This is a genomic window from Flavobacterium frigoris PS1, from assembly GCF_000252125.1.
Classification (GTDB): Bacteria; Bacteroidota; Bacteroidia; order Flavobacteriales; family Flavobacteriaceae; genus Flavobacterium; species Flavobacterium frigoris_A.
The window spans coordinates 88,380-109,941 of sequence record NZ_AHKF01000018.1 but is presented as its reverse complement, the minus strand read 5'-3'; the positions used below and the strand labels follow the sequence as shown (position 1 = coordinate 109,941).

Sequence of the window (21,562 nt, the reverse complement as noted above, 5' to 3'; positions counted from 1 at the left end):
CTATTTAATAACCATATAAATTAATAGTATGAAACTTAAAACTATAATTAAATATCTATTCATCGCCGTTTTAGCGATGCAATTGGTTTCTTGCGACAATAAGGAGACCATAGATTCTCCATTTAATGCCACTCCTACAGAGCGATTAAATGCACAACAAAAAGAACTAAATGACGCACTAGAATCATCAGAATTTGGTTGGAAAGCCATCTATTTTACTGACACAACACAATTAGGAGGATATACTCATGTCTTTAAATTTAAGGCGGGAAAAGTAGATATGGCATCCGATTTTGATGATGACACTGCTGTATATTCTAGCGAATATAGTATCGACTTGGGAAGTACTGTAAGTCTTGTTTTTACAACCAAAAGCAGAATTCACCTACTTTCAGACTCTAATAACTATCCAATTGCCTCATTACGTGGTAAAGGATATAAAGGAGATTTTCAGTTTTTATACTATGGTCAAGATAATGGACAAATTATTTTTAAAACAAATAGAAGTTTTGAAGAAGTTCGTTTTGTTAAAGCTACTGCCCAAGACTGGACTGATCTTGCTAAAAACAGAGCTATGATTCCTAACGTTGTTGGAGCCACTACAAGACCATTGTTTCGACTTTTAGAAACTAATGACGGGGCTAAAATCAGCAAATTTGACTTTAACTTCACAGGTGCTACACGATTCGCTAAGGCTAATTCTATAGAAACTGGGTCAAGTGTAAGTTATAATATGGGAATTGCATATACTCCAACAGGTATCCTTGTTAATCCCGCAGTAAAAGTAGGAACACAGATGCTTTCTCAGTTTACTTATGAGGCTGCGACTGGAAACTTTATTGCTACTGGAACTGCTGGTGTTACTGCAACAATCAAATATACGACTCAACCTTTAGTATTAACGGATGACTATAAACCATTATTAGCTGGAAATCCATTGACAAGGTTTGCATATATAGCTGCAAATTTAGCTACAGCACCATCAAATTCTCTTCTTTGTAACAATTTATTGAATGCTGTAAATGCTAATCTACCTTCAACTCAAAAGATCAATAGAATTACGTTTTATTTTAATGATGGAGGCTTTGGAAGTTATATTCAATACACATTTACTGGTGGTAAAGGAGCATTGTATCACAATGTAACAACTGTTGAGGATCCTGTTAATAAAACTATCATTCTTAAACATGTATCTTGGGATAATGGAAGCGAACCAGCTTTATTAAAAGACCTAGACAAAGAGTTAATGGATCCTAAAGGACTATATGTTAAAAAAGAAAGTTTTAGAATCACATTTTCTAACACGATATATACTTTTACTACTGCATCAAATAATTTTAGATTAACAACTTACGCTTTTCAATAAAATATAATTTCAATATCTAAAAAGGTTGCCTCACAAGGGCAACCTTTTTTATTTATAAAAATAAATATTAACTTAAATCTAGTTCAGTTAACTAAAGTATTCGAAGAATACCACTAATTATTTTTTTACAAAATCGAAAACATCTTCAATAACTTTTGCATCAACATTCCCCTTTATTAAATATTCTTTAGGATCGGAGATGCCATCACCACTCATAAATAAATGATTCAATTTTGGATAACTAATAAAAGTGGCTTTAGTATTGTTTTTCAATGTACTTTTCCACAACTCAAAATCTTTCATACTTACTTGATAGTCCCTTTCGCCTTGAAGAATTAAAATTGGGATTTTCACTTTCTTAATTTCTTTTAAAGGATTATAATCTAATAATGACTGCCAGTAATAAGCAGATAAATTAAGAGGAAGTTTTTCTTTCGGACTGTTGACATTAAAATCCTTCGAATTAAGAAAAGCAATCTGCCCTTTAACATTATTTACAGCTTCAAGTAATTCTTGCGACGGATTAAGTTTATAGAGGTAATCATATTGTTCCGCAACAAGAATCTCTAACGGCCGAGCATTAGCTGCCATAAGTATAATTTTTGAAATTTGATTTGATTTGTTTGCAATTCGAGCCAATAAATTAGCTCCGAGACTATGTCCTAATACAATAATTTCATAATCCTTAAATTGCTTGTCTTCCTTGAAATAATTTATAATCGCTATGATGTCATTGGTTACTTCATTATCAACAGTGCTTTTTTCATCAAAGCTTTCTGGATTTGTAAGTGTCCGCTTATCAAATCTATAAGATGCAATTCCTTTTTCGAATAAGATTTCTGCTATTTCCTTAAAAGGTTTATTTTCATATATTGTTTCATCCCTGTCTTGAGGGCCAGATCCATGCACAAAAAGTACTAATTTTTTCAAATTATTGTTTTCGGGTATAAGAATAGTTCCTTTCAAATCGATATTACCGCTTCGTATTTTGAGATCTTTTCCCAATGAATTTACTTTTTTGAATTCCTTATGTGGAGTAAAGAAAAAACCTATGATTTTACTATGATCATTAAATGTAATTTTCACATCCAATTTCATTTTTTCAAAATCAGAATAATAAAAATAGGTATTACCTTCATTATTTACTTCAATTATACATTTAAATCCTCCCAATTGATTCCTCAATTGCAATTCTGTATCCTCTAACAATTTTACAGAAATCTTACTTTTTATTGTATCGTCAAAGAAGGAATGCGCTTCTTGATATTTCTTTTCTTGAAGCAATAGTTTAATAAATGACTCTCCAATTACTTTATTATTATATTGAGAAAAAGAAAGCATTGAAGTTATTAGAAGCAAAATAGTTAGTATCTGTTTCATCTTTTTTTACATTAAATTAAAAATTATTTATTCCGTTAAAAAGTAATCCTGATATTTTTTACAAAATCAATCCCGAGCTTTAAGTTCTTTAAATTTAATATAGGAATAGATGACCGGCACCAGCGTTATTATAGCAATAATCCCTATAAAGACATAAATAAAAATACTTTTAGCGATTGTTAAACTAGCTAATACGATTATTAATCCTCCGATAATCCATAGCTTTCCTGCAAGAGTATGGGTTAACTTCCAAACTTCTTTATTCTCTAATGTCCAGGGAGTTTTTATTCCAATAAAATAATTCGGCTGGATTACTTTAAAATAATTACCCAATGCTATAAACAAAACACCTATGGGAATGAAAATCAAATTCGGACTTGAAGTCGATTGATTTACCGATATATGCAAAATAATAAAAGCTAAAGTTGACATGAACAAAACCAAAATGAATTTCAATTGGTAATACTTCCCTCCCATCAGTTGAATTTTCTTTTTCGGATCAATCTTGGGAATCACAATCATTAAAACATAAGTTAATACTGGTAATAAAAATAACAGCATAATTAAAGAGTATTTATCACCCCACTTGTCAACTTCTCCTTTATAATTCCAATGTGTCGGCACTTTATCCGGTAGCGTATTCCAAATTATAGCCAAATACGCAAAAGGGGCCAAAACAATTCCAATTAATGGCACTTCTCTTTTCAAAGTTAATTTCATGAATTTATTTTTTAAAAGTTAAGATCCATTGCAATACGTCTTCCATTACGCTAGTGTTAATGGAATAAATGACAAACTGCCCGTTTTTCTCGAAAGTGATTAAATCAGCACGCTTTAAAATATCGAGATGATGCGAAATACTCGGCTTCGAAATATTGAAGTGATCTGCAATTTCACCTGCCGCTAAATCTTTCGATTTTAAAAGCTCTAGTATTTCTCGACGTGTGGCATCATTTAAAGCTTTAAATATATCATTCATCATATATTGTAATTATATATTTAGACAAATATCTAAATATTAATTGAAGCAGCAAAATTAAATTTGAATTTCTTATATTTACAAAAATAAAAAATTATGCCTACCGACTGTATCAGCTATAAAAATTCAGGATATTTTTCTCCTTTGATGAATGAATATTTAGCCGAAAAATCAAACTTACAATCACTATATAATAGATTCCCAACACTTGAAAATTTTGAAGGCCAAATCCTTGAAAAACAAGGCAATTATAATAATGCTAACAGAGCTACGCTGGTATCTGTATTAGAAAAACAGTACTCCGGTATTGCCACTTCTCATCTAACACAGCAAAACATCGAAGCATTAAAAGGATCGAATACTTTCACGATCACTACCGGACATCAACTAAATTTATTTAGTGGTCCTTTGTACTTTCTCTACAAAATAATCTCAACCATAAACCTTACCAAGGAACTGAAGGCAAAATATCCAGCATACAATTTTGTTCCCATCTATTGGATGGCGACTGAAGACCATGATTTCGCTGAAATCAACTATTTCAGTTTCAAAGGAAAAAAGTTTAGATGGAACAAGGAAAGTAACGGACCAGTTGGACGATTATCCACTGAAGGCTTATCTGAATTGTTTGAAATTTACGCACAAGAACTAGGTTCGAGCACCAATGCAAATACCTTGAAAAAGCTCTTTTCTGAAGCTTATTTAAATCATGATAATTTAGCTGATGCCACTCGCCATTTAGCAAATTCGCTTTTTGGCAATCAGGGCTTAGTTATCCTTGATGCAGACAATCAAGATTTAAAGCGTAGTTTTATCCCTTATGCAAAAGAAGAATTGCTGCAGCAAACCTCACACAAAGCGGTACTTGAAACCACCCAAAAGTTAAAAGACTACAACATTCAAGTGAATCCTCGTGAGATCAACTTGTTTTATATTGAAGACCAGTTGCGCGAACGCATTGTACTTGAAAATGATGTTTACAAAATAAACAATACCAAGAAGGAGTTTAGTCAAGAAGAAATTTTAAGATTATTGGAAAATAATCCTGAAATGTTTAGCCCTAACGTCATTATGCGTCCGTTGTTCCAAGAAGTAATTTTACCTAATTTATGTTACATTGGCGGAGGAGGAGAAATTGCGTATTGGTTAGAATTAAAAAACTTTTTTGAATCGGTAAAAGTTACTTTCCCTATGCTTTTAGTTCGGAATTCAGTGCTTTTGGCCACCGAAAAACAAGTCAAAAAAGCAGATAAGCTGGAATTGACTTGGAGTGACTTATTTTCAAAACAAGCGGATTTAATAAATAAAGTAACCAAAATAACCTCAGAATTCCCGATCGATTTGACCACTCAAAAAGAAAAATTGCGAAAACAATTTGAAACTTTGTTTGAATTAGCAAGACAAACGGACAAATCATTTGTTGGTGCAGTCAAAGCCCAAGAAGTGAAACAAACCAAAGGATTGGAGAATTTAGAGAAACGCTTGCTAAAAGCTCAAAAAAGAAAGTATAGCGACACATTAGAACGTGCCACAGACTTGCAAAACGAGTTGTTTCCAAACAAAAGCCTGCAGGAACGACAAGTTAATTTCTCTGAATATTATTTAGAGAATGGTCCTGATTTAATCCCGAAACTTATTTCGAGTTTGCACCCTTTAGAACAAAATTTCGAAATCATTACATTATAATTTCTTTTTACGCACACTATAAAGCAAAAATGGTAAGATAATTAAACAAAAAAAACTATTTTTGCTCAAAATTTAAAAAACACAAAATGGCTACTAATAGAACATTTACAATGATTAAGCCTGATGCTGTCGCTAACGGACACATCGGAAACATACTTGCAATGATTACCAATGCTGGTTTCAAAATTGTTTCTTTGAAATTAACTCAACTTACTATTGCTGATGCTCAAGCATTTTATGCTGTACATGCCGCTAGACCTTTCTACGGAGAATTAGTTGAATTCATGTCAAGAGGACCAATCGTTAGTGCTATTTTAGAAAAAGACAACGCTGTTGAAGATTTCAGAACTTTAATTGGTGCTACTAACCCAGCTGATGCAGCTGAAGGTACTATCCGTAAAGCTTATGCTACTTCAATTGGAGAAAATGCAGTTCACGGTTCTGATAGTGATGAAAATGCAGCTATCGAAGGTGCTTTCCATTTTGCAGGAAGAGAACAATTCTAAATAGTAATCAGTTCTCCGTTTTTTAATGTTCCATTAAGAAACTACAACTACTTACAACTTCATAAAAAAATCCAATTTGCCTCGGCAAATTGGATTTTTTTTATTCTAACTTATCAGTAAAATGGGAACACAACTGGCTATCGCAACACAACCGCTGTTACCACATCCCGACGCAATTCCTCATTAATCATCGTTACAATTTTAGATTTACCGTGGCTCAATTCCTCCCGCAATACTGACGAAGTCAACTCCACGTACAAAGTGCTTCCTTTCAAAACCACATTTTGTGTATAACTATTAACACCATTTCCCATAAGGTTTTTCCAGGCATCCTTTACGTCTATCTGATCCATTCCTGGCTGCAATTTATTAACTTGGATAATTTTTTTCAAAACATCCCCTACTGTGCTCTGATTATTTAATCTTTTCGCCATCTCCTGTCAAATTTATTGGTCCTGATTTTTTATAATGGTATTCCTTTTTCTCCGTGTTTTTCAACACCAACTCCTTATCCGATAAAGTGATTAGCTCTTCGCTCCATTTACCATAAGGAGTCGAATAATCCAAGAATGCTTTATCATCTTCAAAGCGAACCGTTACATTTTCATAGGAATCATTCGTCAAAAAACTACCATCTAATTGCGGCATCACTTTCTTCCTTATTCCCTTATTCTCCTTGCCTATTTCAAAGTAGTCATAACTCTCATTCATTTTATAATCTTTGTCTTTGCCCTCGTCAAAAACAACTTTTTCTATTTCCCAATAGCCATTTATCTTAGCAATATCACTAGGTTCAACCTTTTGCTGACAACTAACAAAAAATAGAGATAGCAACAAAATTTTAAAAGTGTTTTTCATATAATTATATTTTTTAGGAGCTATTTCCTGCTGTCCGCTATATCTTATTATGTATATACTTCGCTAAGCTACGTATAAAAATAAAAAGGATGCCGCTACCATCAGGGCTAGGGATTTTGGGGAAACAATTACGTTTTTTTTATACTACAAAGTTAACTTTAAAAAATTCAAACAAAAGAAAAATAGCAAAACACATTAGACTATTTTAACTATTTTTGATTCTATATAAAATACATCTTGCTATGACAACAAAACCAACTTATAGTTTGCTCATCCTTATTTTATGTATTAATTGCAGCTCTGACTCATCGCAAACAAAACAAACTCCTACCGAAACAGCCTATTTTCCTGCATTAACAGGAACTAGCTGGGAAACAAAATCTATAAAAAATTTGGGATGGAAACACGACGCTGTACAACCACTTTTGGATTATTTAGAACTGAAACATTCTAAGAGTTTTATCATTCTAGTCAATGGAAAAATTGTTATGGAAAACTACTTCAACGGACATTCTGCTACTTCTAATTGGTATTGGGCAAGCGCCGGAAAAACATTAACCGCAACTCTTACAGCTATTGCAGAACAAGAAGGCCATTTAAATATCAACAATAAGGTATCTGATTATATCGGTACAGCATGGACAAGTTTACCATTAGCTAAAGAAAATTTGATTACTAACAAACATTTACTGACAATGACGTCTGGACTAGAAGACGTTGATAACGGCGATGCTATAGACCCCGCCAGCCTTACCTACAAAGCTGATGCTGGTACCCGATGGGCGTATCACAATGTATATGTAAAACTACAAGATGTAGTTGCTAAAGTATCTGATCAAAGTTGGAGTAACTATTTCAACTCAAGACTAAGAGACAAAATCGGAATGGATGGAGCTTGGGTTCAATCAGGAAACAACTCGGTATACGCAAGTACTACAAGGAGCATGGCGCGTTTCGGACTACTAATGGCCAATAGAGGAAAATGGGCAAATACCATTATCTTAAACGAAATCTATTTTAATGCTGCTACAAATACATCTCAAAATATCAATTTAGGATATGGCTATTTATGGTGGTTGAATGGAAAAAGCAGCTACCATTTACCACAATCACAATTGCAATTCAATGGAAGTATAATTCCATCGGCTCCAAATGATATGTTTATGGCACTTGGGAAAAATGATCAAAAAATATATGTCATCCCTTCTAAAAATATGGTAGTCATCAGAATGGGCGATGCCGCAGATAATGTGAATTTGGTACTATCTGATTTTGATACTGTACTATGGCAAAAAATCAGTGCATTATACCAGTAATAATTTCGCTTTGATTTTTCTAAAGATAAATAAAACAACATACATCTTAAGAGACCAAAATATGCAAAATCAATATTTTTCTCTAAGTACGTTCGCTAAAACAAGAACAAGATATTTGACTACTACTTATCACTCTTTCTATTAAAAACACCTACATCGCCTATTTTATATTTTATCTTCGAGACAGTTATCAAAAAACAAAATAATATTCATCTTATAAAATCGATAAGCCGAAAAATGGCTCTCAATATCTTTTCTGAATTTTACGTGATTATTCAGGTAAAATGTTTCGCACTGAACATCATCACATTCTTTTATCATATCTAGCTTATTCACAAAATCTAATAATAGATTGCTATAGGATTCGTTAATTGCTTTAACACTCGTCAGGTCGTCACTTAAATCATTCTTATTTTGCTGATTGAAATTTACGGTTTTAAATATTGAGGAATTCAACATTCGCTTAAAAAAGAGAATTTCTATCCTAATAATAGAAACATCTTCTTTCCAAACCTCAATATCTCTATCCATGAATCGCATTTGTAAATCGTCTATTGTTTCGTGCTGATAAATCAAATCTTTCATATTGTTTCTTTTTTTAACTGGATTTCCTGTTGAATTACATCAATTATCTTTATCTCATTGGCACCTGACGGAAACTGCCAAACTATACTGTCCCCTTTTGCATAACCCAAAAGCGCTAAGCCCATAGGCGATAAAATAGAAATTCTATTGTGCAGAATGTTACTTTTTTCTGGAACTACTATCTGATAAGATCGCTCAACATTAAAAGAAGTATATATTGTAACAAATGAATTAAAGCGGATTACATCGGTAGGCATATCGTCAGTATCTACCATACTTGCTGATTTTAATTCAACTCTTAATTTATCCAAAGAAGATTTATATGTTTTGTCTCCATTGTTAGTTGAAATGGAAATAGCTCTCATTAACGAATTATATTCGTCGTTACATAGTATAAGATTACCGTATTTCATAATTATAAAAAAAAGTTAATAATAAGTCCTTTATAGCAGTCAAAAACTGCTATAAGGACCTTTAAAAATCATATTAAAAAGAAAAATCAAGGAAAAACTCCACGTTGCACATAGGCCATTTCTATTCTAGTTATAGCTAAAATATAAGCTGCAGTTCTCCAATCAATTTTACCTTCAATAACAACTCCTTCCACTTTCTTAAACACTTCTGAAAGTTTCTTCTCTAACTTATACATCACTTCTTCCAGCTCCCATAATTCTCCATTTCTATTTTGTAGCCATTCAAAATAACTCCCTATAACTCCTCCTGAATTACACAGAATATCTGGAATAATAGTGATCCCGTTTTCAAGGAGAATTTTTTCACCATCAACATCAATTGGACCGTTAGCTCCCTCTGCAATTATTTTTGCTTTCACCATAAAAGCATTTTCCTCTGTGATTTGATTTCCCAAAGCTGCCGGAACAAGAATATCACATTCTAACCCAAAAAAACTTTCTGGATCTATCTCTACAGCTCCTTCAAAACCACTTATAGAACCTTTTCTAGGCTTACAATGCTCAAATAAATCTTCAACGGCTATACCATCCTCATTATATACCGTAGCATGTGCATCTTGAACGGCTATTAGTATTGCCCCTTCTTTAATTAAGAAATGTGAAGTCCAATACCCAACATTACCATAACCTTGAATAATAAACTTCTTACCTTTAAGACTTTCTTTCCTGCTTTCATGCAACAACTTTATGGTCAAAAACACCCCGAAGCCAGTTGCTCTATCTCTTCCTTGTAATCCGCCGGATCCAATAGGTTTTCCCGTAACTACATTTAGACTATTTGAACGCTCAGAAGGTGCTTTCGTTAACATATACGTGTCAGCAATCCAAGCCATTGTTTGTTCATTAGTATTTACATCAGGAGCAGGAATATCATAATCTGGACCAATATTATCCCCCAACGCATAAGTAAAACGCCTCGTTAATCGCTCCAACTCCCCTATCGAATAATCTCGCGGATCAATTTGAATTCCACCCTTAGCACCACCGTAAGGTAAGCCTGCCAACGAAGTTTTCCAAGTCATCCACATAGCTAAAGCTTTAGCATCCTCAACATCTACGGTAGGATGGTAACGCAGTCCACCTTTGTATGGTCCTAACGCATTATTATGCTGAACTCGATAACCGGTAAAAATTTTCACTTCACCATTATCCATTTTTACTGGAAAATGAAGAATAATCTCATTGTTTGTTATAGATAAAATCTTCCTGATGTTGGGATTTAAATCGATTGCATCAGCCGTTTTATTAAATTGTTGCATGACATTTTCATACATACTTTTTTTCGTTGAATCTTTAGTAGCTATCATACTTTTTATTGATAATGTTCACAAAATACTTTGTTGTTTTTTTGCCAGAAGCACTGATTTTTAAAATCACAATTCAAACATAACCCACCATGGATTGCGTCCATTAAAATTAGAGAATCGATTTCAATCAGCGAAAAATCAGAGTTGACTTTTGTCTCTAAGGCGGTAGAATTAATCTTAATTCCACCAAGAATAGAATTGTTTTTTTGTTTGTTTACTGTGTTCATCTCATGTAATTTTAATAGTGTTTAATTTAAAAATAATATTAATTAACACACATTTGGCAAACTACATGCCAATCCAATTATTAGAAACGAACCAAAAACTAACTCGTTTAAAAACAATGATATACAAAAAAGTCGTTTAAAAAACAATTAAATGAAACGGGGAAAAAACACCCGCTAAGGGAATATATTCCCAGTAAAAAAAGAAGAGTTATTGAATTTTTTGACGCAAAGTTTTTCGGTCAATTTGAAGAATTTCTGCAGCTCGTGTTTTATTATTATCAACAGCCGCCATCACTTTTAGAATATATGATTTTTCAATTTCCTTTAGAGTTTTAAATTCGTTTTTTTCTAAAGGCATGGGGTATTTTAGATATTCGGGGACGTCATTAATATCTATAACATCGCCACCCATTATAATCATTCTCTGAATTACATTTTCCAACTCTCTGACATTTCCAGGCCAAGAATGCCTCATCAGCAGCTTAATAGCTCTATCAGAAATAGTGATTTGAGGTTTATTATACTCAAACCCATATTTCTTTAAAAAAGTATTTACTAGTAGAATTATATCACTTTTCCGATCCCTAAGAGGAGGAGTTTCAATATTAACAACGTTCAATCTATAGTACAAATCCTCTCTAAAATTCCCTTTCTGAGACATTTCATATAGATCACTATTTGTTGCGGCAATAATTCTCAATTCAATTTTTTGAGTTTTTTGAGAACCTATCATACTCACTTCCTTTTCTTGTAAAACCCTTAACAGTCTGGTTTGAACAGATAAGGGTGCAGTTCCTATTTCATCTAAAAAAATAGTACCACCTGCAGCCGCTTGAAAAAAACCATTCCTAGTTTCATTTGCTCCTGTAAAAGCTCCTTTAACATATCCAAATAATTCCGACTCCAGTAAGTTTTCAGGAATGGCTCCACAATTAACAGCTATAAATGGATTAGCTGCAAATGCTCCCTTGTAATGAATTGCCCTAGCGACAAGTTCTTTACCTGTCCCACTTTCACCTTGAATCAAAATTGTTGCACGATTGTTTTTAACGCGTTCAATTAAATCAACTAAGTGTACAATCTCTTTTGATTTACCCACAATTCCCGCATATTCAAGAGAATTATCATTAGATAAATCTCTATTATTTTCTAACGTTAAACTTGAATTATCAATAGTACTGATTAAATTTTTAACTGATTTTTTTAACTCTTCATTTGTGAAGGGCTTTGCTAAATAATCTGAAGCACCGGACTTTACAGCATCAATTGCGTTGTCAACAGAAGGAAATCCAGTAATTACTAGTTTAGGTATGGTTGGAAAATGCTCTTGAACATATTTAATTAATTCGATTCCATTAATGCCAGGCATTTGAATATCTGTAATTAACAAATCAATCGAACTATATTTCAAAATGTCAATAGCCTCAGTAACCGATGAAGCTTTATAGGTATGAAAATTTAATGTTTTCAAATTGCGTTGCAGCAATTCAAGCATATCGTAATTATCATCAACAATCAGAATATTTTCTTTCTTTAGTTTCATTACTTCATCATTAAGGGTAAGCGTATTTGAAAAACGGTTCCTTTGGGCTTATTGTCAAAAGAGACGATATCTCCTTTATGACTTTTTACAATCCCATGGACTACGCTAAGTCCCAATCCAGAACCTTCGCCAATAGGTTTTGTGGTAAAAAACGGCTCAAATATTTTATTTTTGTACTCTTCATTTATTCCTGGTCCTTCATCAGAAATTTCGATAAAAAAATTAGTTTCATCATTATAAACAGAAACTTCTATCATCGATAATTTAGGAGAAACATAAATCGAATTAATTAAAATATTAAACAAGATCTGCGTAAACTGTATAGTATCTAATTGCGCCTCTAAGAATGCGTTGTTGAAATTAAGTTTATAACTTACTTCAGCTTTTTTAAAATTTGGTCTCAGCAAAGTGAGTGCTTCTACAACAATAGGCTTAATTTTCACAAACCTCATATTTTGAGGCATCTCGCAGGAAAAAAACATCAATTTCTTCACTACTTCTCGAGAATAAATAGCCGCTTTTATGATTTTTGAACTATCCTGCTTCGATTGTTTTTCTTCTGTTCTATCATGAATAAACTCAGCAAATCCTAAAATATTACCTAATGGAGTGTTAAGCTCATGAGCAATTCCCGCAGTTATCTCACCTAAAATCGATAACCTATCAACACGTTCAGCACTACGTTTCAATTGCTCTTCCTTCACTATATTTAGCTCTTTTTCATATAAAAAGCCAACATCAGAGCAAACCTTCTTTAATAATTTCTCTTCATCATCTAAAAAATGTTTGTCGGTAAATTTAATAGTTGGATAATGCACTTTAATAAATCCAAAAGCCTTATTAAACACTTGAATATCTGATTTTTGAAAAATTGACTTTTCAGGAATAGGATTAGTAACGATATAAAAACCGTCTAATTTCAACTCTACACTGGCGTCATCTGAAAACCGCCAGGCACGCTTTAGAACAGTACAAATATTATTCAAGGTGACTTCCATAGAATCTGCATGCTGCACGATGACAGATGAAACATCATACAAGCAACTTAATTCTTTGATTCGCTCCTTAAGTACTTCTTCTGGGGATATTAATAGGGAAGACATTGGGTTTACTGTGTTTTATATTAAAAATCACTTGCTTAGATATAGTATTAGAAAAACCTATTTATACTGCTTTACATACTACAAACAAGCATTAGTCTCATGCTTAACTAATTAAGTCAAACTAATTAGTGAATATAAGATTTATTATAGACATGCTTAATTAACACCTAATAATTTACTGAACTTTTAACATACTTGGAACGAACATAGATTAAAATATGCTGTATTTACCAGGAATAATTTATTACTAAAAGATTGTTTAGTCAACCCTAACAAATAAACAATTACTTACTACGTATTTCTCTTTTTAGTGATGCCTATAATAAAGAAACCTAACCCTAGCACCAATAAAAGATAATAGACAATACTATTTTGGTCCCTAATAAGATTTGCCAATACAAAACAAAGGACACTTAATAAGTAAAGATAAATTGTCTTTAAATTTTTAATCGAAGAAAAATTCATTGTACTTTTTTATTTGAAAAAACTATCTACGAACTCATATTTATTAAAGACTTGTAAATCCTCAATTCCTTCACCAACACCAATATACTTTACTGGAATTTTAAATTGATCGGATATACCAATAACAACACCACCTTTGGCAGTTCCGTCTAACTTGGTTACAGCAAGAGAAGTAACCTCAGTTGCTGCTGTGAACTGTTTGGCTTGTTCAAAAGCATTTTGACCAGTTGAACCATCAAGAACTAATAAAACGTCATGAGGAGCATCGGCTACAACTTTTTGCATAACACGTTTCACTTTGGTCAATTCATTCATTAAATTGACTTTGTTGTGTAAACGTCCTGCAGTATCGATTATTACAATATCAGCATCTTGAGCAACTGCTGATTGCAAAGTATCAAAAGCTACTGAAGCGGGATCACTTCCCATATTTTGTTTTACAATAGGAACTCCTACTCTATCTGCCCAAATTTGTAATTGGTCAATTGCTGCGGCACGAAACGTATCTCCTGCACCCAAAACCACTTTATACCCTTGTTTTTTGAATTGGTAGGCTAACTTACCGATGGTTGTTGTTTTCCCAACACCATTTACACCTACAACCATTAAAACATAAGGTTTTTTATCTTTTGGAATAACAAATTCGGTGGCTTCACCTGTATTTGTTTCAGAAAGCAAGGCTGCAATTTCTTCTTGTAGAATTTGGTTGAGTTCTTCAATACCAAGATATTTATCAGAAGCAACACGGTTTTCTATTCGGGTAATTATTTTCAGCGTAGTATCAACACCTACGTCTGAGGAAACAAGTATTTCCTCTAAATTATCTAAAACGGCATCATCCACTTTAGATTTTCCCGCTACCGCTTTACTTAACTTTGAAAAGAAAGTGGATTTTGATTTTTCAAGACCTTTGTCTAATGTCTCTTTCTTTTCTGACGAAAATATTCTTTTAAAAAAACTCATTGTATTAACAGTATTAAGAATGGAGCATTAGACACAATGAACTAATACTTATTTCTAAGCGGTAAAGATATAAAATAAAAAAGCTACTTCCGAATGAAAGTAGCTTTTCTATATAGTGCTATATTTGATTATTTCTTTTTCAAGAATTCTTCAACTGCTTCAGGAGCCATAATAGATTCTACGAATGTATATGCACCAGTTTTTGGAGATTTCACCATTTTGATGGCTTTTGATAATCTCTTAGAAGATGTTTGTAACGTTGCTACTGTTTTCTTTGCCATGATTCAAATGTTATTTAAATTTAAATAAAATCTCCAAATGTGACCATTTGAGATTTCTATTAAAATCTCTAATTATTACTTAATTTCTTTGTGAAGAGTTACACGCTTCAAGACTGGATTAAATTTCTTAATCTCTAATCTATCTGGAGTATTTTTTTTGTTCTTCGTTGTAATGTATCTTGAAGTTCCCGCAACACCTGATGTTTTGTGTTCAGTACATTCTAAAATTACCTGGATTCTATTACCTTTCTTTGCCATCTTGCTATTTTTTTTTTAGAATTTAAAGATTATTTAATAAATCCTTGTGCTTGAGCTTTTTTCAAAACTGCAGCAATTCCATTTTTATTAATTGTTTTTACCGTAGATGCTGCTACTCTAAGAGTAATCCATCTATCTTCTTCTGGAAGATAAAAACGCTTTTTCACTAAGTTCACAGAAAATTTTCTCTTAGTTTTATTCATAGCGTGAGAAACGTTATTTCCTACCATCGCTCTTTTACCTGTAAGGTCACAAACTCTTGACATTATGCTTATCTTTTATCGTTATTCAAAATCAGGGTGCAAAGAAAAGAAAAATAAACCTATAAACCAACAAATTTATAGTACATTTTTAAAAATTTCTTCCTTTAACATTTCTAAACTTTTAATGACCGCTCTATCTATCACTTTTTCACGTGGTTGGCCAAAATTATATTCTTTTACAATTACTTCATTTGGGGTGGCAATTGCTATAAAAACAGTTCCAATTTCAGCATTTTCATCCCCTTTTGACGGCCCGGCATTTCCAGTCGTCGCAATTGCATAATCTGTTTTCATTATTTTTTTTACACCCAAAGCCATCGCCGAAGCCACCTCAGCACTCACCAAAGAAAACTCATTTACTAAGCTTTCCGAAAGCTCTAAAACATCTATTTTAACTTCTGTCGCATAAGAAACCACACTTCCTTTGAAATAATTTGAAGCACCAGCAACAGATGTTAGACTAGCTGCAATTTTACCTCCTGTGCAACTTTCGGCAGTAGATAGTGTTTTACCTGCCTTTTTCAACATCTCACCAACCTGAAACTCGATTGTTTCCTCTTCCTCATAACCAACAATAATATCATTGATAATGGCGTCTAAAGAAATTACATATTCCTCTAATGCTAGTTCCAGCACTTCTTTGCTTGTTCCCCTTGCCGAAATGCGTAATCGAACACTTCCGGGACTTGGTAAGTAAGCCAATTTTAAAAATTCAGGCAGACTATCCTCCCATGCTTCAATCCGCTCTGAAACCAGGCTTTCACCTTGCCCATAAGTAAGAATAGTTTTATGAATAATATAAGGGCGTTTATATTCTCTCACAACCTTTGGAATAATTTCATTCTCAACCAAATACTTCATCTCATAAGGCACTCCCGGCAGCGAAATAAAAACAGTATTTTCTTTCTTCATCCACATTCCAGGTGCTGTACCCACTTGATTGTGCAGCACAGTACATTTCGAAGGAACCAGAGCCTGATCCTTATTAATCTGCGTAATGGGACGTTTATAAAAACCTTCTATCATTTCCGTGACATGTGCCAAAACTTTCTGATCCACAATTAGTTCATCCTCAAAATAGTCGCAGAATGTTTTTTTGGTTATATCATCCTTTGTAGGGCCTAAACCACCAGTGATAATTACTAAATCCACGGTGTTTTGAAGCTTTTGAAAAGTACCAACGATATGTTTTTTATCATCACTTATAGAAATCATTTCACTAATTTCCACTCCAATTCTATCTAAAGATTTGGCAATAAAAGACGAGTTGGTATCTACAATCTGCCCTATTAAAATTTCATCACCTATAGTAACGATGGTTGCTTTCATTATTGATTTGAGTTTAGGGTTTGCTGTATAAATAAAATCAACATCCATAAAAAAATGAATGTTGACCTAGAGATTAACTAATACTTAAAAACTATAAATGATTTAAAGATCAAAGTCCTTCTTTATTTCTTTTACAGCGTCATTAATTTGATTCTTTATACTCTTAAAAGTATCTTCAATATCTTTCTTCTTGCCTTCGGTTTTTGTCCACGCTTCTAGTTGAAGAATTTCTTCAAAAGCGACATTTAATCCCAGAAGATCAAGGGTTGGTTTTATTTTATGCGCATAAGCATAGGCATGCTTGTGGTCTTTCTTTTTAATCCCTTCTTTGATTTGAGCCAAATCTTCTGGAACTTCGGTTACGAACAATGTCAAAATTTCATTTACAAATTCTGAATCGTTATCTGAAAGTGCGTACACTTTTGAAAGGTTGTAATTTAAAGCCATTATTTTACTTGTATTCTAAATAGTTTATGTCCCTCTAAAAATCCCTCTAACACATCATCCGGTTTTACTGCAGCTACTCCTGCAGGTGTTCCTGTAAAAATAACGTCTCCTATTTTTAATGTAAAATATTGAGAAACATGAGAAATAAGCTCGTCAATATTCCATAACATCAAACTAGTATCACCTATTTGAACTGACTTATCATTATTGGTTAATTCAAAAGTAATATTTTCTAACGAACTAAATTGTTCTTTTTGCAAAAAATCGCCTATTACAGCTGAGCCGTCAAAAGCCTTTGCTTTCTCCCATGGCAAACCTTTAGTTTTTAATTTTGCTTGAAGGTCACGAGCTGTAAAATCGATACCTACGCTAATTTCGTCATAATACTTATGAGCAAACTTGGGTTCGATATATTTTCCAACCTTATTTATTTTTACAACAATCTCGATTTCGTGATGAATATCTTCCGAAAATTCAGGAATCACGAACGGATGCTGTTTTAACAAAATTGCCGAATCCGGCTTCATAAAAACCACAGGCTCTGCTGGGCGCTCATTTTGCAATTCTTCAATATGGTCGACGTAATTTCGTCCGATGCAGATGATTTTCATAAATTCAATGGTTAATGTTTAAAAAAGTCGCCAATAATCAGTTCATAAGAGATCAGCTATAGCTGAACACTAACAACCTGAGCGCTGAACATTTTACTTGGTATTTAATTTTCTAAGTTTGATTGCAGTTAATACTTTCTTGGTATACAAAGGAAAATCAGCATTTTGAATCCAACTGAAATAACCCGGTTCCCTTTCTAAAACAGTATCAACTTTCACTCCTTTATGCTTACCAAAAGAAAAAATTTCATTGCCTTCCTTATCAAAAGAAATCATTCCTGCAAAATCGGCGATTTTCTTTCTGGTTGAAAATTCTGACAATGACCTCATATCGTTTTGTAAATCAGGGTAACGCTCTAATTGCGCTTTCAATATTTCGTAAGTAGCCATTGTATCTGCTTCTGCTGAATGCGCATTCTCCAAATCTTGCCCACAATAAAACTTCAACGCAGCGCTTAATGTTCGTTCTTCCTTTTTATGAAAAATAGTCTGAACATCAACTGAAACGCTATTTTTCATGTCAAAATCAACTCCAGCACGAAGCAATTCTTCTGCCAGAAGTGGAATGTCAAAACGGTCTGAATTAAATCCGCCCAAATCGCAATCTTTTATCATATTATGAACCTGAGAAGCTAATTCATTAAACGTTGGTTCATTCGCCACCTTTTCATCTGTGATTCCATGAACAGCAGTCGTTTGAGCCGGAATTGGAATCGTAGGATTTACTAACCAGGTTTTACTTTCTTTGTTTCCGTTTGGAAATACTTTAAATATTGATATTTCAACGATTCTGTCTTTTCCAATATCAATTCCTGTGGTTTCAAGATCGAAAAAGCAAATCGGTTTACTTAGTTTAAGTTCCATTTTTTATTTTTGAGTAAGTACAAATATATAAATTTGAGTTTAGGTTTGCCTGTCTATTAGCATTTAAAGTTTCTAAAAACAACAAAATAAATTACATTTTTAAAGACAGCACTCCCAAGAATTACAAAAAAGAAAACCCAACAAATTTTTAAATCTGTTGGGTTTTATATATCTGCAATTTGTTTTTACAAGTCTCTATTCACATCAAATGCTTCCAGGTATTCAGCAACTCGTTTCACAAAACTTCCTCCAAGCGCTCCATCAACAACGCGATGATCGTAACTGTGCGACAAGAACATTTTTTGACGAATTCCTATAAAATCCCCTTCTGGTGTTTCGATAACAGCAGGCATTTTTCTAATCGCCCCAAGAGCTAAAATACCTACTTGCGGTTGATTCAGAATTGGCGTACCAAAAACACTTCCAAAAGTCCCCACGTTAGTAACTGTATAAGTTCCACCTTGTGTATCATCTGGCTTCAGTTTTCCGGCTTTTGCACGACCTCCTAAGTCGTTTACCGCTTTCGCCATTCCTACCAAATTCAATTGATCTGCATTTTTGATTACAGGCACAATTAAATTACCATTAGGTAAAGACGCAGCCATTCCTAGGTTGATGTTTTTCTTTTTGATGATAAAATCACCATCAACAGAAATATTCATTCCAGGATAATCTTTAATTGCTTTTGCAACTGCTTCCATGAAAATTGGAGTATAAGTTAACTTCTCCCCTTCTCTTTTTTCGAAAGCTACTTTATTTTTCTCTCTCCATTTTACAATATTTGTGACATCCACCTCGATAAAAGATTGCACATGAGCAGAGGTTTGTACTGAAGCGACCATATAACCCGCAATCAATTTGCGCATTCTGTCCATTTCAATAATCTCATCACCACCACTTACAGAAACCGGAGCCGCTTTTTGCGCAACTGGAGCTACAGCTTGTGCAACTTTTGGAGGCTCAACCGTTTTTGCCGGAGCAGCTACAGCTTGATCAGCTCTATTTTTTATGTATTCTAAAATATCATTTTTAGTAACCCTTCCATCTTTTCCTGTTCCGCTAATCATTTCTAATTCAGGTACAGAAACACCTTCTTCTTTGGCAATATTTTTCACTAAAGGAGAAAAGAATTTATCCGAATCAGAAAAATCTGCTGGCGTTGCAACACTTTCTTTGGCTGCATCAACAGTTTTAGTCACCTCAGCAACTACTTCTGGAGCCACTTCTTGTTTTACAACTGAGACAAGGTCACCGCCTTCAGTCTCAATGATTGCAATAGTTTGACCAACCTGAACCAAATCATCTTTTCCAAATAATTGTTCAACCAAAATACCCGAAACCTCACTAGGAACTTCACTGTCAACTTTATCAGTTGCAATTTCAAGTACCGCTTCATCAGCTTCAATTTTGTCACCAACTTCTTTTAACCAATTTGTAATGGTTGCTTCAGCGACACTTTCTCCCATTTTCGGAAGTTTTAATTCAAATCTTGCCATATTGTTAACCTAAAAGGTGATTTTTGTTTTCAGTTTGCGAAATTACTAAATTTTTTGAATGTAAATTCCATTTAATGTAATTTTTCATTCAATTTTTACAACCACCCCTCTTTCATTAGAATTGTCACTTCCTATTAAAAAATTAGTGTTTTTGGGTATAATCTTAAAGGTTACGCCCTTATTTTTAAACGATTCCATAAAATGAATGCATTCTTTGAAGGAAACAAAATAATTGTCCAAAATAATTTCAGTTGAATCCTTATCTTTAACCCTTGACGAAATTACCATTTTTTCTGTGTTCAAATCGTGAAACCAAACTTTTTTTTGCAAAACGGAGGTCATTTTTTCTGCTAATTCGATATTAGTGGAATAGAAAACAAACGATTGAGGCACTTTTTTCGATTTGGTTTTCCCTTGAAACATTTTTATAAATGAAAAAAATACAATTCCTATTTTCATCCCTATCGAAAAAAATGTAGAAACCTTGAAATGTTTTTTATAGAAAAAATTCATGGCCTCCTGAAACCGTTTCATATAAACTCCGTCCCTAATCGTACTTTCCCCTTTGTAATGCATAACGGTTGTTTCGTGAAAATAATAATTCGACTTTCCTTTCTGCAATGCTCGATAGGATAAGTCGATATCGTCTGAATACATGAAACAGTTCTCATCAAAGCCTTCTAACTCTTGATAGAGTTCCTTTTCCATAAACATAAAAGCTCCGACAAGAATATCAACTTTAGCTGTTTGATTTTCTTTTATATGCTGCGCATAATACCTTCCAAAAAATTCAAAATTAGGCCTGATTTTATGCAATCCCATCATTTTGGTAAATGCAACGAAAGGAGTTGGCACTCCTCTTTTACTTTCAGGTAGAAAATTCCCCGCACCATCTATGAGTTTAACACCAACAATCCCTAAATTAATTTGCCTTTCGGCAAAAGCCAACACTTTAGTAAAAGTATCTTCGGCAACAACAGTATCGGGATTGAGAATACAAATGTATTTTCCTTTGGCTTGGGCTACGCCAATGTTATTGCCTTTTGGGAAACCTAGATTATCGTTATTCTGAATGAGTTCAATGTCTGGGAAGCGCTCTTGCATCACGGCACAACTACCATCCGAAGAATTATTATCTACCACAATAATTTCGCCATCAATATCTTTTAAGGCGCTTTGAACACTTAAAACACAGAGCTCTAAAAAAAAGCGGACGTTATAGTTGAGAATAACTATTGATAATTGCATGAAGCAAA

At 33.4% G+C, this 21,562-nt stretch carries 25 protein-coding genes; 4 read left to right on the top strand and 21 right to left on the bottom strand.

Going from position 1 to position 21,562, the window contains the following annotated elements; all coding sequences use genetic code 11:
* The first annotated feature begins 28 nt into the window (after positions 1-28).
* Positions 29-1,366, top strand: a complete 1,338-nt coding sequence (locus HJ01_RS09235) for a DUF4302 domain-containing protein (RefSeq protein ID WP_007138116.1) — start codon at positions 29-31, stop codon at positions 1,364-1,366.
* 117 nt (positions 1,367-1,483) lie between these two features.
* Here the strand turns inward: HJ01_RS09235 and HJ01_RS09230 are convergent, their stop codons facing one another.
* From HJ01_RS09230 to HJ01_RS09220, 3 genes are all read right to left on the bottom strand, one after another.
* Complete coding sequence (locus HJ01_RS09230; RefSeq protein ID WP_040473826.1) at positions 1,484-2,746, bottom strand: DUF3887 domain-containing protein; 1,263 nt, start codon at positions 2,744-2,746, stop codon at positions 1,484-1,486.
* A 66-nt stretch (positions 2,747-2,812) separates the two neighbouring features.
* Positions 2,813-3,466, bottom strand: coding sequence for an SdpI family protein (locus HJ01_RS09225; RefSeq protein WP_007138114.1), 654 nt, complete (start codon positions 3,464-3,466; stop codon positions 2,813-2,815).
* Between the two features lie 4 nt (positions 3,467-3,470).
* Positions 3,471-3,725 carry an autorepressor SdpR family transcription factor gene (locus tag HJ01_RS09220; protein ID WP_040473893.1) on the bottom strand — a complete coding sequence of 85 codons (255 nt, stop codon included), beginning with the start codon at positions 3,723-3,725 and terminating at the stop codon, positions 3,471-3,473.
* 96 nt (positions 3,726-3,821) lie between these two features.
* Between HJ01_RS09220 and bshC the strand changes: the two genes are divergently transcribed.
* Both bshC and HJ01_RS09210 read left to right on the top strand, forming a co-directional pair.
* Positions 3,822-5,411 (top strand): bacillithiol biosynthesis cysteine-adding enzyme BshC, encoded by a 1,590-nt coding sequence (gene bshC / locus HJ01_RS09215; protein WP_007138112.1) that lies wholly within the window; start codon positions 3,822-3,824, stop codon positions 5,409-5,411.
* 86 nt (positions 5,412-5,497) lie between these two features.
* Positions 5,498-5,917, top strand: a complete 420-nt coding sequence (locus HJ01_RS09210) for a nucleoside-diphosphate kinase (RefSeq protein WP_007138111.1) — start codon at positions 5,498-5,500, stop codon at positions 5,915-5,917.
* A gap of 137 nt (positions 5,918-6,054) precedes the next feature.
* On the opposite strand, the gene HJ01_RS09205 is transcribed toward HJ01_RS09210, so the two are convergent.
* On the bottom strand, positions 6,055-6,351 hold the full coding sequence (locus HJ01_RS09205) for a DUF721 domain-containing protein (protein ID WP_007138110.1): 297 nt from the start codon (positions 6,349-6,351) through the stop codon (positions 6,055-6,057).
* Positions 6,332-6,775 (bottom strand): lipocalin family protein, encoded by a 444-nt coding sequence (locus HJ01_RS09200; RefSeq protein ID WP_007138109.1) that lies wholly within the window; start codon positions 6,773-6,775, stop codon positions 6,332-6,334. The genes HJ01_RS09205 and HJ01_RS09200 overlap by 20 nt, the downstream gene beginning before the upstream one ends.
* A 242-nt stretch (positions 6,776-7,017) precedes the next feature.
* Between HJ01_RS09200 and HJ01_RS09195 the strand changes: the two genes are divergently transcribed.
* Complete coding sequence (locus HJ01_RS09195; protein WP_007138107.1) at positions 7,018-8,091, top strand: serine hydrolase domain-containing protein; 1,074 nt, start codon at positions 7,018-7,020, stop codon at positions 8,089-8,091.
* A 165-nt stretch (positions 8,092-8,256) separates the two neighbouring features.
* On the opposite strand, the gene HJ01_RS09190 is transcribed toward HJ01_RS09195, so the two are convergent.
* The 16 genes from HJ01_RS09190 to HJ01_RS09120 all read right to left on the bottom strand — a co-directional run bounded on the left by HJ01_RS09190 (position 8,257) and on the right by HJ01_RS09120 (position 21,554).
* The gene (locus HJ01_RS09190; RefSeq protein ID WP_007138106.1) at positions 8,257-8,676 is read right to left on the bottom strand and encodes a hypothetical protein; all 420 of its coding nucleotides are present in this window, start codon (positions 8,674-8,676) and stop codon (positions 8,257-8,259) included.
* Positions 8,673-9,089 (bottom strand): GreA/GreB family elongation factor, encoded by a 417-nt coding sequence (locus HJ01_RS09185; RefSeq protein WP_040473825.1) that lies wholly within the window; start codon positions 9,087-9,089, stop codon positions 8,673-8,675. Before HJ01_RS09185 ends, HJ01_RS09190 begins: the two co-directional genes overlap by 4 nt.
* Positions 9,090-9,175: 86 nt before the next feature.
* Entirely contained in the window at positions 9,176-10,456 is a 1,281-nt protein-coding gene (locus tag HJ01_RS09180) for a Glu/Leu/Phe/Val family dehydrogenase (RefSeq protein ID WP_007138104.1), read from the bottom strand.
* A gap of 5 nt (positions 10,457-10,461) precedes the next feature.
* Positions 10,462-10,683 (bottom strand): hypothetical protein, encoded by a 222-nt coding sequence (locus HJ01_RS09175; RefSeq protein WP_007138103.1) that lies wholly within the window; start codon positions 10,681-10,683, stop codon positions 10,462-10,464.
* Between the two features lie 208 nt (positions 10,684-10,891).
* The gene (locus HJ01_RS09170; protein ID WP_007138101.1) at positions 10,892-12,226 is read right to left on the bottom strand and encodes a sigma-54-dependent transcriptional regulator; all 1,335 of its coding nucleotides are present in this window, start codon (positions 12,224-12,226) and stop codon (positions 10,892-10,894) included.
* Positions 12,226-13,329: a sensor histidine kinase gene (locus tag HJ01_RS09165; RefSeq protein WP_007138100.1), complete on the bottom strand. Its 1,104-nt coding sequence runs from the start codon at positions 13,327-13,329 to the stop codon at positions 12,226-12,228. Before HJ01_RS09165 ends, HJ01_RS09170 begins: the two co-directional genes overlap by 1 nt.
* 474 nt (positions 13,330-13,803) lie before the next feature.
* Positions 13,804-14,757 (bottom strand): signal recognition particle-docking protein FtsY, encoded by a 954-nt coding sequence (gene ftsY / locus HJ01_RS09160; RefSeq protein WP_007138099.1) that lies wholly within the window; start codon positions 14,755-14,757, stop codon positions 13,804-13,806.
* Between the two features lie 128 nt (positions 14,758-14,885).
* Entirely contained in the window at positions 14,886-15,038 is a 153-nt protein-coding gene (locus tag HJ01_RS17325; protein ID WP_007138098.1) for a DUF4295 domain-containing protein, read from the bottom strand.
* Between the two features lie 75 nt (positions 15,039-15,113).
* Positions 15,114-15,296: a 50S ribosomal protein L33 gene (gene rpmG, locus HJ01_RS09155; protein WP_007138097.1), complete on the bottom strand. Its 183-nt coding sequence runs from the start codon at positions 15,294-15,296 to the stop codon at positions 15,114-15,116.
* A 29-nt stretch (positions 15,297-15,325) separates the two neighbouring features.
* Positions 15,326-15,562 (bottom strand): 50S ribosomal protein L28, encoded by a 237-nt coding sequence (gene rpmB / locus HJ01_RS09150; protein ID WP_007138096.1) that lies wholly within the window; start codon positions 15,560-15,562, stop codon positions 15,326-15,328.
* A gap of 72 nt (positions 15,563-15,634) precedes the next feature.
* Positions 15,635-16,888, bottom strand: a complete 1,254-nt coding sequence (locus tag HJ01_RS09145; protein WP_007138095.1) for a CinA family nicotinamide mononucleotide deamidase-related protein — start codon at positions 16,886-16,888, stop codon at positions 15,635-15,637.
* Between the two features lie 102 nt (positions 16,889-16,990).
* Positions 16,991-17,335 carry an Hpt domain-containing protein gene (locus HJ01_RS09140; RefSeq protein WP_007138094.1) on the bottom strand — a complete coding sequence of 115 codons (345 nt, stop codon included), beginning with the start codon at positions 17,333-17,335 and terminating at the stop codon, positions 16,991-16,993.
* The gene (locus tag HJ01_RS09135; protein ID WP_007138093.1) at positions 17,335-17,946 is read right to left on the bottom strand and encodes a fumarylacetoacetate hydrolase family protein; all 612 of its coding nucleotides are present in this window, start codon (positions 17,944-17,946) and stop codon (positions 17,335-17,337) included. Before HJ01_RS09135 ends, HJ01_RS09140 begins: the two co-directional genes overlap by 1 nt.
* Before the next feature lie 93 nt (positions 17,947-18,039).
* Positions 18,040-18,810, bottom strand: coding sequence for a 3'-5' exonuclease (locus HJ01_RS09130; RefSeq protein WP_007138092.1), 771 nt, complete (start codon positions 18,808-18,810; stop codon positions 18,040-18,042).
* Between the two features lie 185 nt (positions 18,811-18,995).
* A complete protein-coding gene (locus tag HJ01_RS09125; protein WP_040473824.1) occupies positions 18,996-20,306 on the bottom strand; it encodes a dihydrolipoamide acetyltransferase family protein in 1,311 nt (436 codons plus the stop codon).
* An 84-nt stretch (positions 20,307-20,390) separates the two neighbouring features.
* Positions 20,391-21,554 (bottom strand): glycosyltransferase family 2 protein, encoded by a 1,164-nt coding sequence (locus HJ01_RS09120; RefSeq protein ID WP_007138090.1) that lies wholly within the window; start codon positions 21,552-21,554, stop codon positions 20,391-20,393.
* Positions 21,555-21,562: the final 8 nt, after the last annotated feature.

Excerpts from the sequence above, each read along its gene's own strand:
- HJ01_RS09235 (WP_007138116.1), top strand. The coding sequence starts at position 29 with ATGAAACTTAAAACTATAATTAAATATCTATTCATCGCCGTTTTAGCG.
- HJ01_RS09120 (WP_007138090.1), bottom strand. The coding sequence starts at position 21,554 with ATGCAATTATCAATAGTTATTCTCAACTATAACGTCCGCTTTTTTTTA.
- HJ01_RS09210 (WP_007138111.1), top strand. The coding sequence starts at position 5,498 with ATGGCTACTAATAGAACATTTACAATGATTAAGCCTGATGCTGTCGCT.
- HJ01_RS09190 (WP_007138106.1), bottom strand. The coding sequence starts at position 8,676 with ATGAAAGATTTGATTTATCAGCACGAAACAATAGACGATTTACAAATG.
- HJ01_RS09145 (WP_007138095.1), bottom strand. The coding sequence starts at position 16,888 with ATGAAAGCAACCATCGTTACTATAGGTGATGAAATTTTAATAGGGCAG.
- HJ01_RS09195 (WP_007138107.1), top strand. The coding sequence starts at position 7,018 with ATGACAACAAAACCAACTTATAGTTTGCTCATCCTTATTTTATGTATT.
- HJ01_RS09170 (WP_007138101.1), bottom strand. The coding sequence starts at position 12,226 with ATGAAACTAAAGAAAGAAAATATTCTGATTGTTGATGATAATTACGAT.
- HJ01_RS09125 (WP_040473824.1), bottom strand. The coding sequence starts at position 20,306 with ATGGCAAGATTTGAATTAAAACTTCCGAAAATGGGAGAAAGTGTCGCT.
- rpmB (WP_007138096.1), bottom strand. The coding sequence starts at position 15,562 with ATGTCAAGAGTTTGTGACCTTACAGGTAAAAGAGCGATGGTAGGAAAT.
- HJ01_RS09230 (WP_040473826.1), bottom strand. The coding sequence starts at position 2,746 with ATGAAACAGATACTAACTATTTTGCTTCTAATAACTTCAATGCTTTCT.
- HJ01_RS09180 (WP_007138104.1), bottom strand. The coding sequence starts at position 10,456 with ATGATAGCTACTAAAGATTCAACGAAAAAAAGTATGTATGAAAATGTC.
- HJ01_RS09225 (WP_007138114.1), bottom strand. The coding sequence starts at position 3,466 with ATGAAATTAACTTTGAAAAGAGAAGTGCCATTAATTGGAATTGTTTTG.
- HJ01_RS09175 (WP_007138103.1), bottom strand. The coding sequence starts at position 10,683 with ATGAACACAGTAAACAAACAAAAAAACAATTCTATTCTTGGTGGAATT.
- bshC (WP_007138112.1), top strand. The coding sequence starts at position 3,822 with ATGCCTACCGACTGTATCAGCTATAAAAATTCAGGATATTTTTCTCCT.
- HJ01_RS09205 (WP_007138110.1), bottom strand. The coding sequence starts at position 6,351 with ATGGCGAAAAGATTAAATAATCAGAGCACAGTAGGGGATGTTTTGAAA.
- HJ01_RS09220 (WP_040473893.1), bottom strand. The coding sequence starts at position 3,725 with ATGAATGATATATTTAAAGCTTTAAATGATGCCACACGTCGAGAAATA.
- HJ01_RS09140 (WP_007138094.1), bottom strand. The coding sequence starts at position 17,335 with ATGGCTTTAAATTACAACCTTTCAAAAGTGTACGCACTTTCAGATAAC.
- ftsY (WP_007138099.1), bottom strand. The coding sequence starts at position 14,757 with ATGAGTTTTTTTAAAAGAATATTTTCGTCAGAAAAGAAAGAGACATTA.
- HJ01_RS09185 (WP_040473825.1), bottom strand. The coding sequence starts at position 9,089 with ATGAAATACGGTAATCTTATACTATGTAACGACGAATATAATTCGTTA.
- HJ01_RS09165 (WP_007138100.1), bottom strand. The coding sequence starts at position 13,329 with ATGTCTTCCCTATTAATATCCCCAGAAGAAGTACTTAAGGAGCGAATC.
- HJ01_RS09135 (WP_007138093.1), bottom strand. The coding sequence starts at position 17,946 with ATGAAAATCATCTGCATCGGACGAAATTACGTCGACCATATTGAAGAA.
- HJ01_RS09200 (WP_007138109.1), bottom strand. The coding sequence starts at position 6,775 with ATGAAAAACACTTTTAAAATTTTGTTGCTATCTCTATTTTTTGTTAGT.
- rpmG (WP_007138097.1), bottom strand. The coding sequence starts at position 15,296 with ATGGCAAAGAAAGGTAATAGAATCCAGGTAATTTTAGAATGTACTGAA.
- HJ01_RS17325 (WP_007138098.1), bottom strand. The coding sequence starts at position 15,038 with ATGGCAAAGAAAACAGTAGCAACGTTACAAACATCTTCTAAGAGATTA.
- HJ01_RS09130 (WP_007138092.1), bottom strand. The coding sequence starts at position 18,810 with ATGGAACTTAAACTAAGTAAACCGATTTGCTTTTTCGATCTTGAAACC.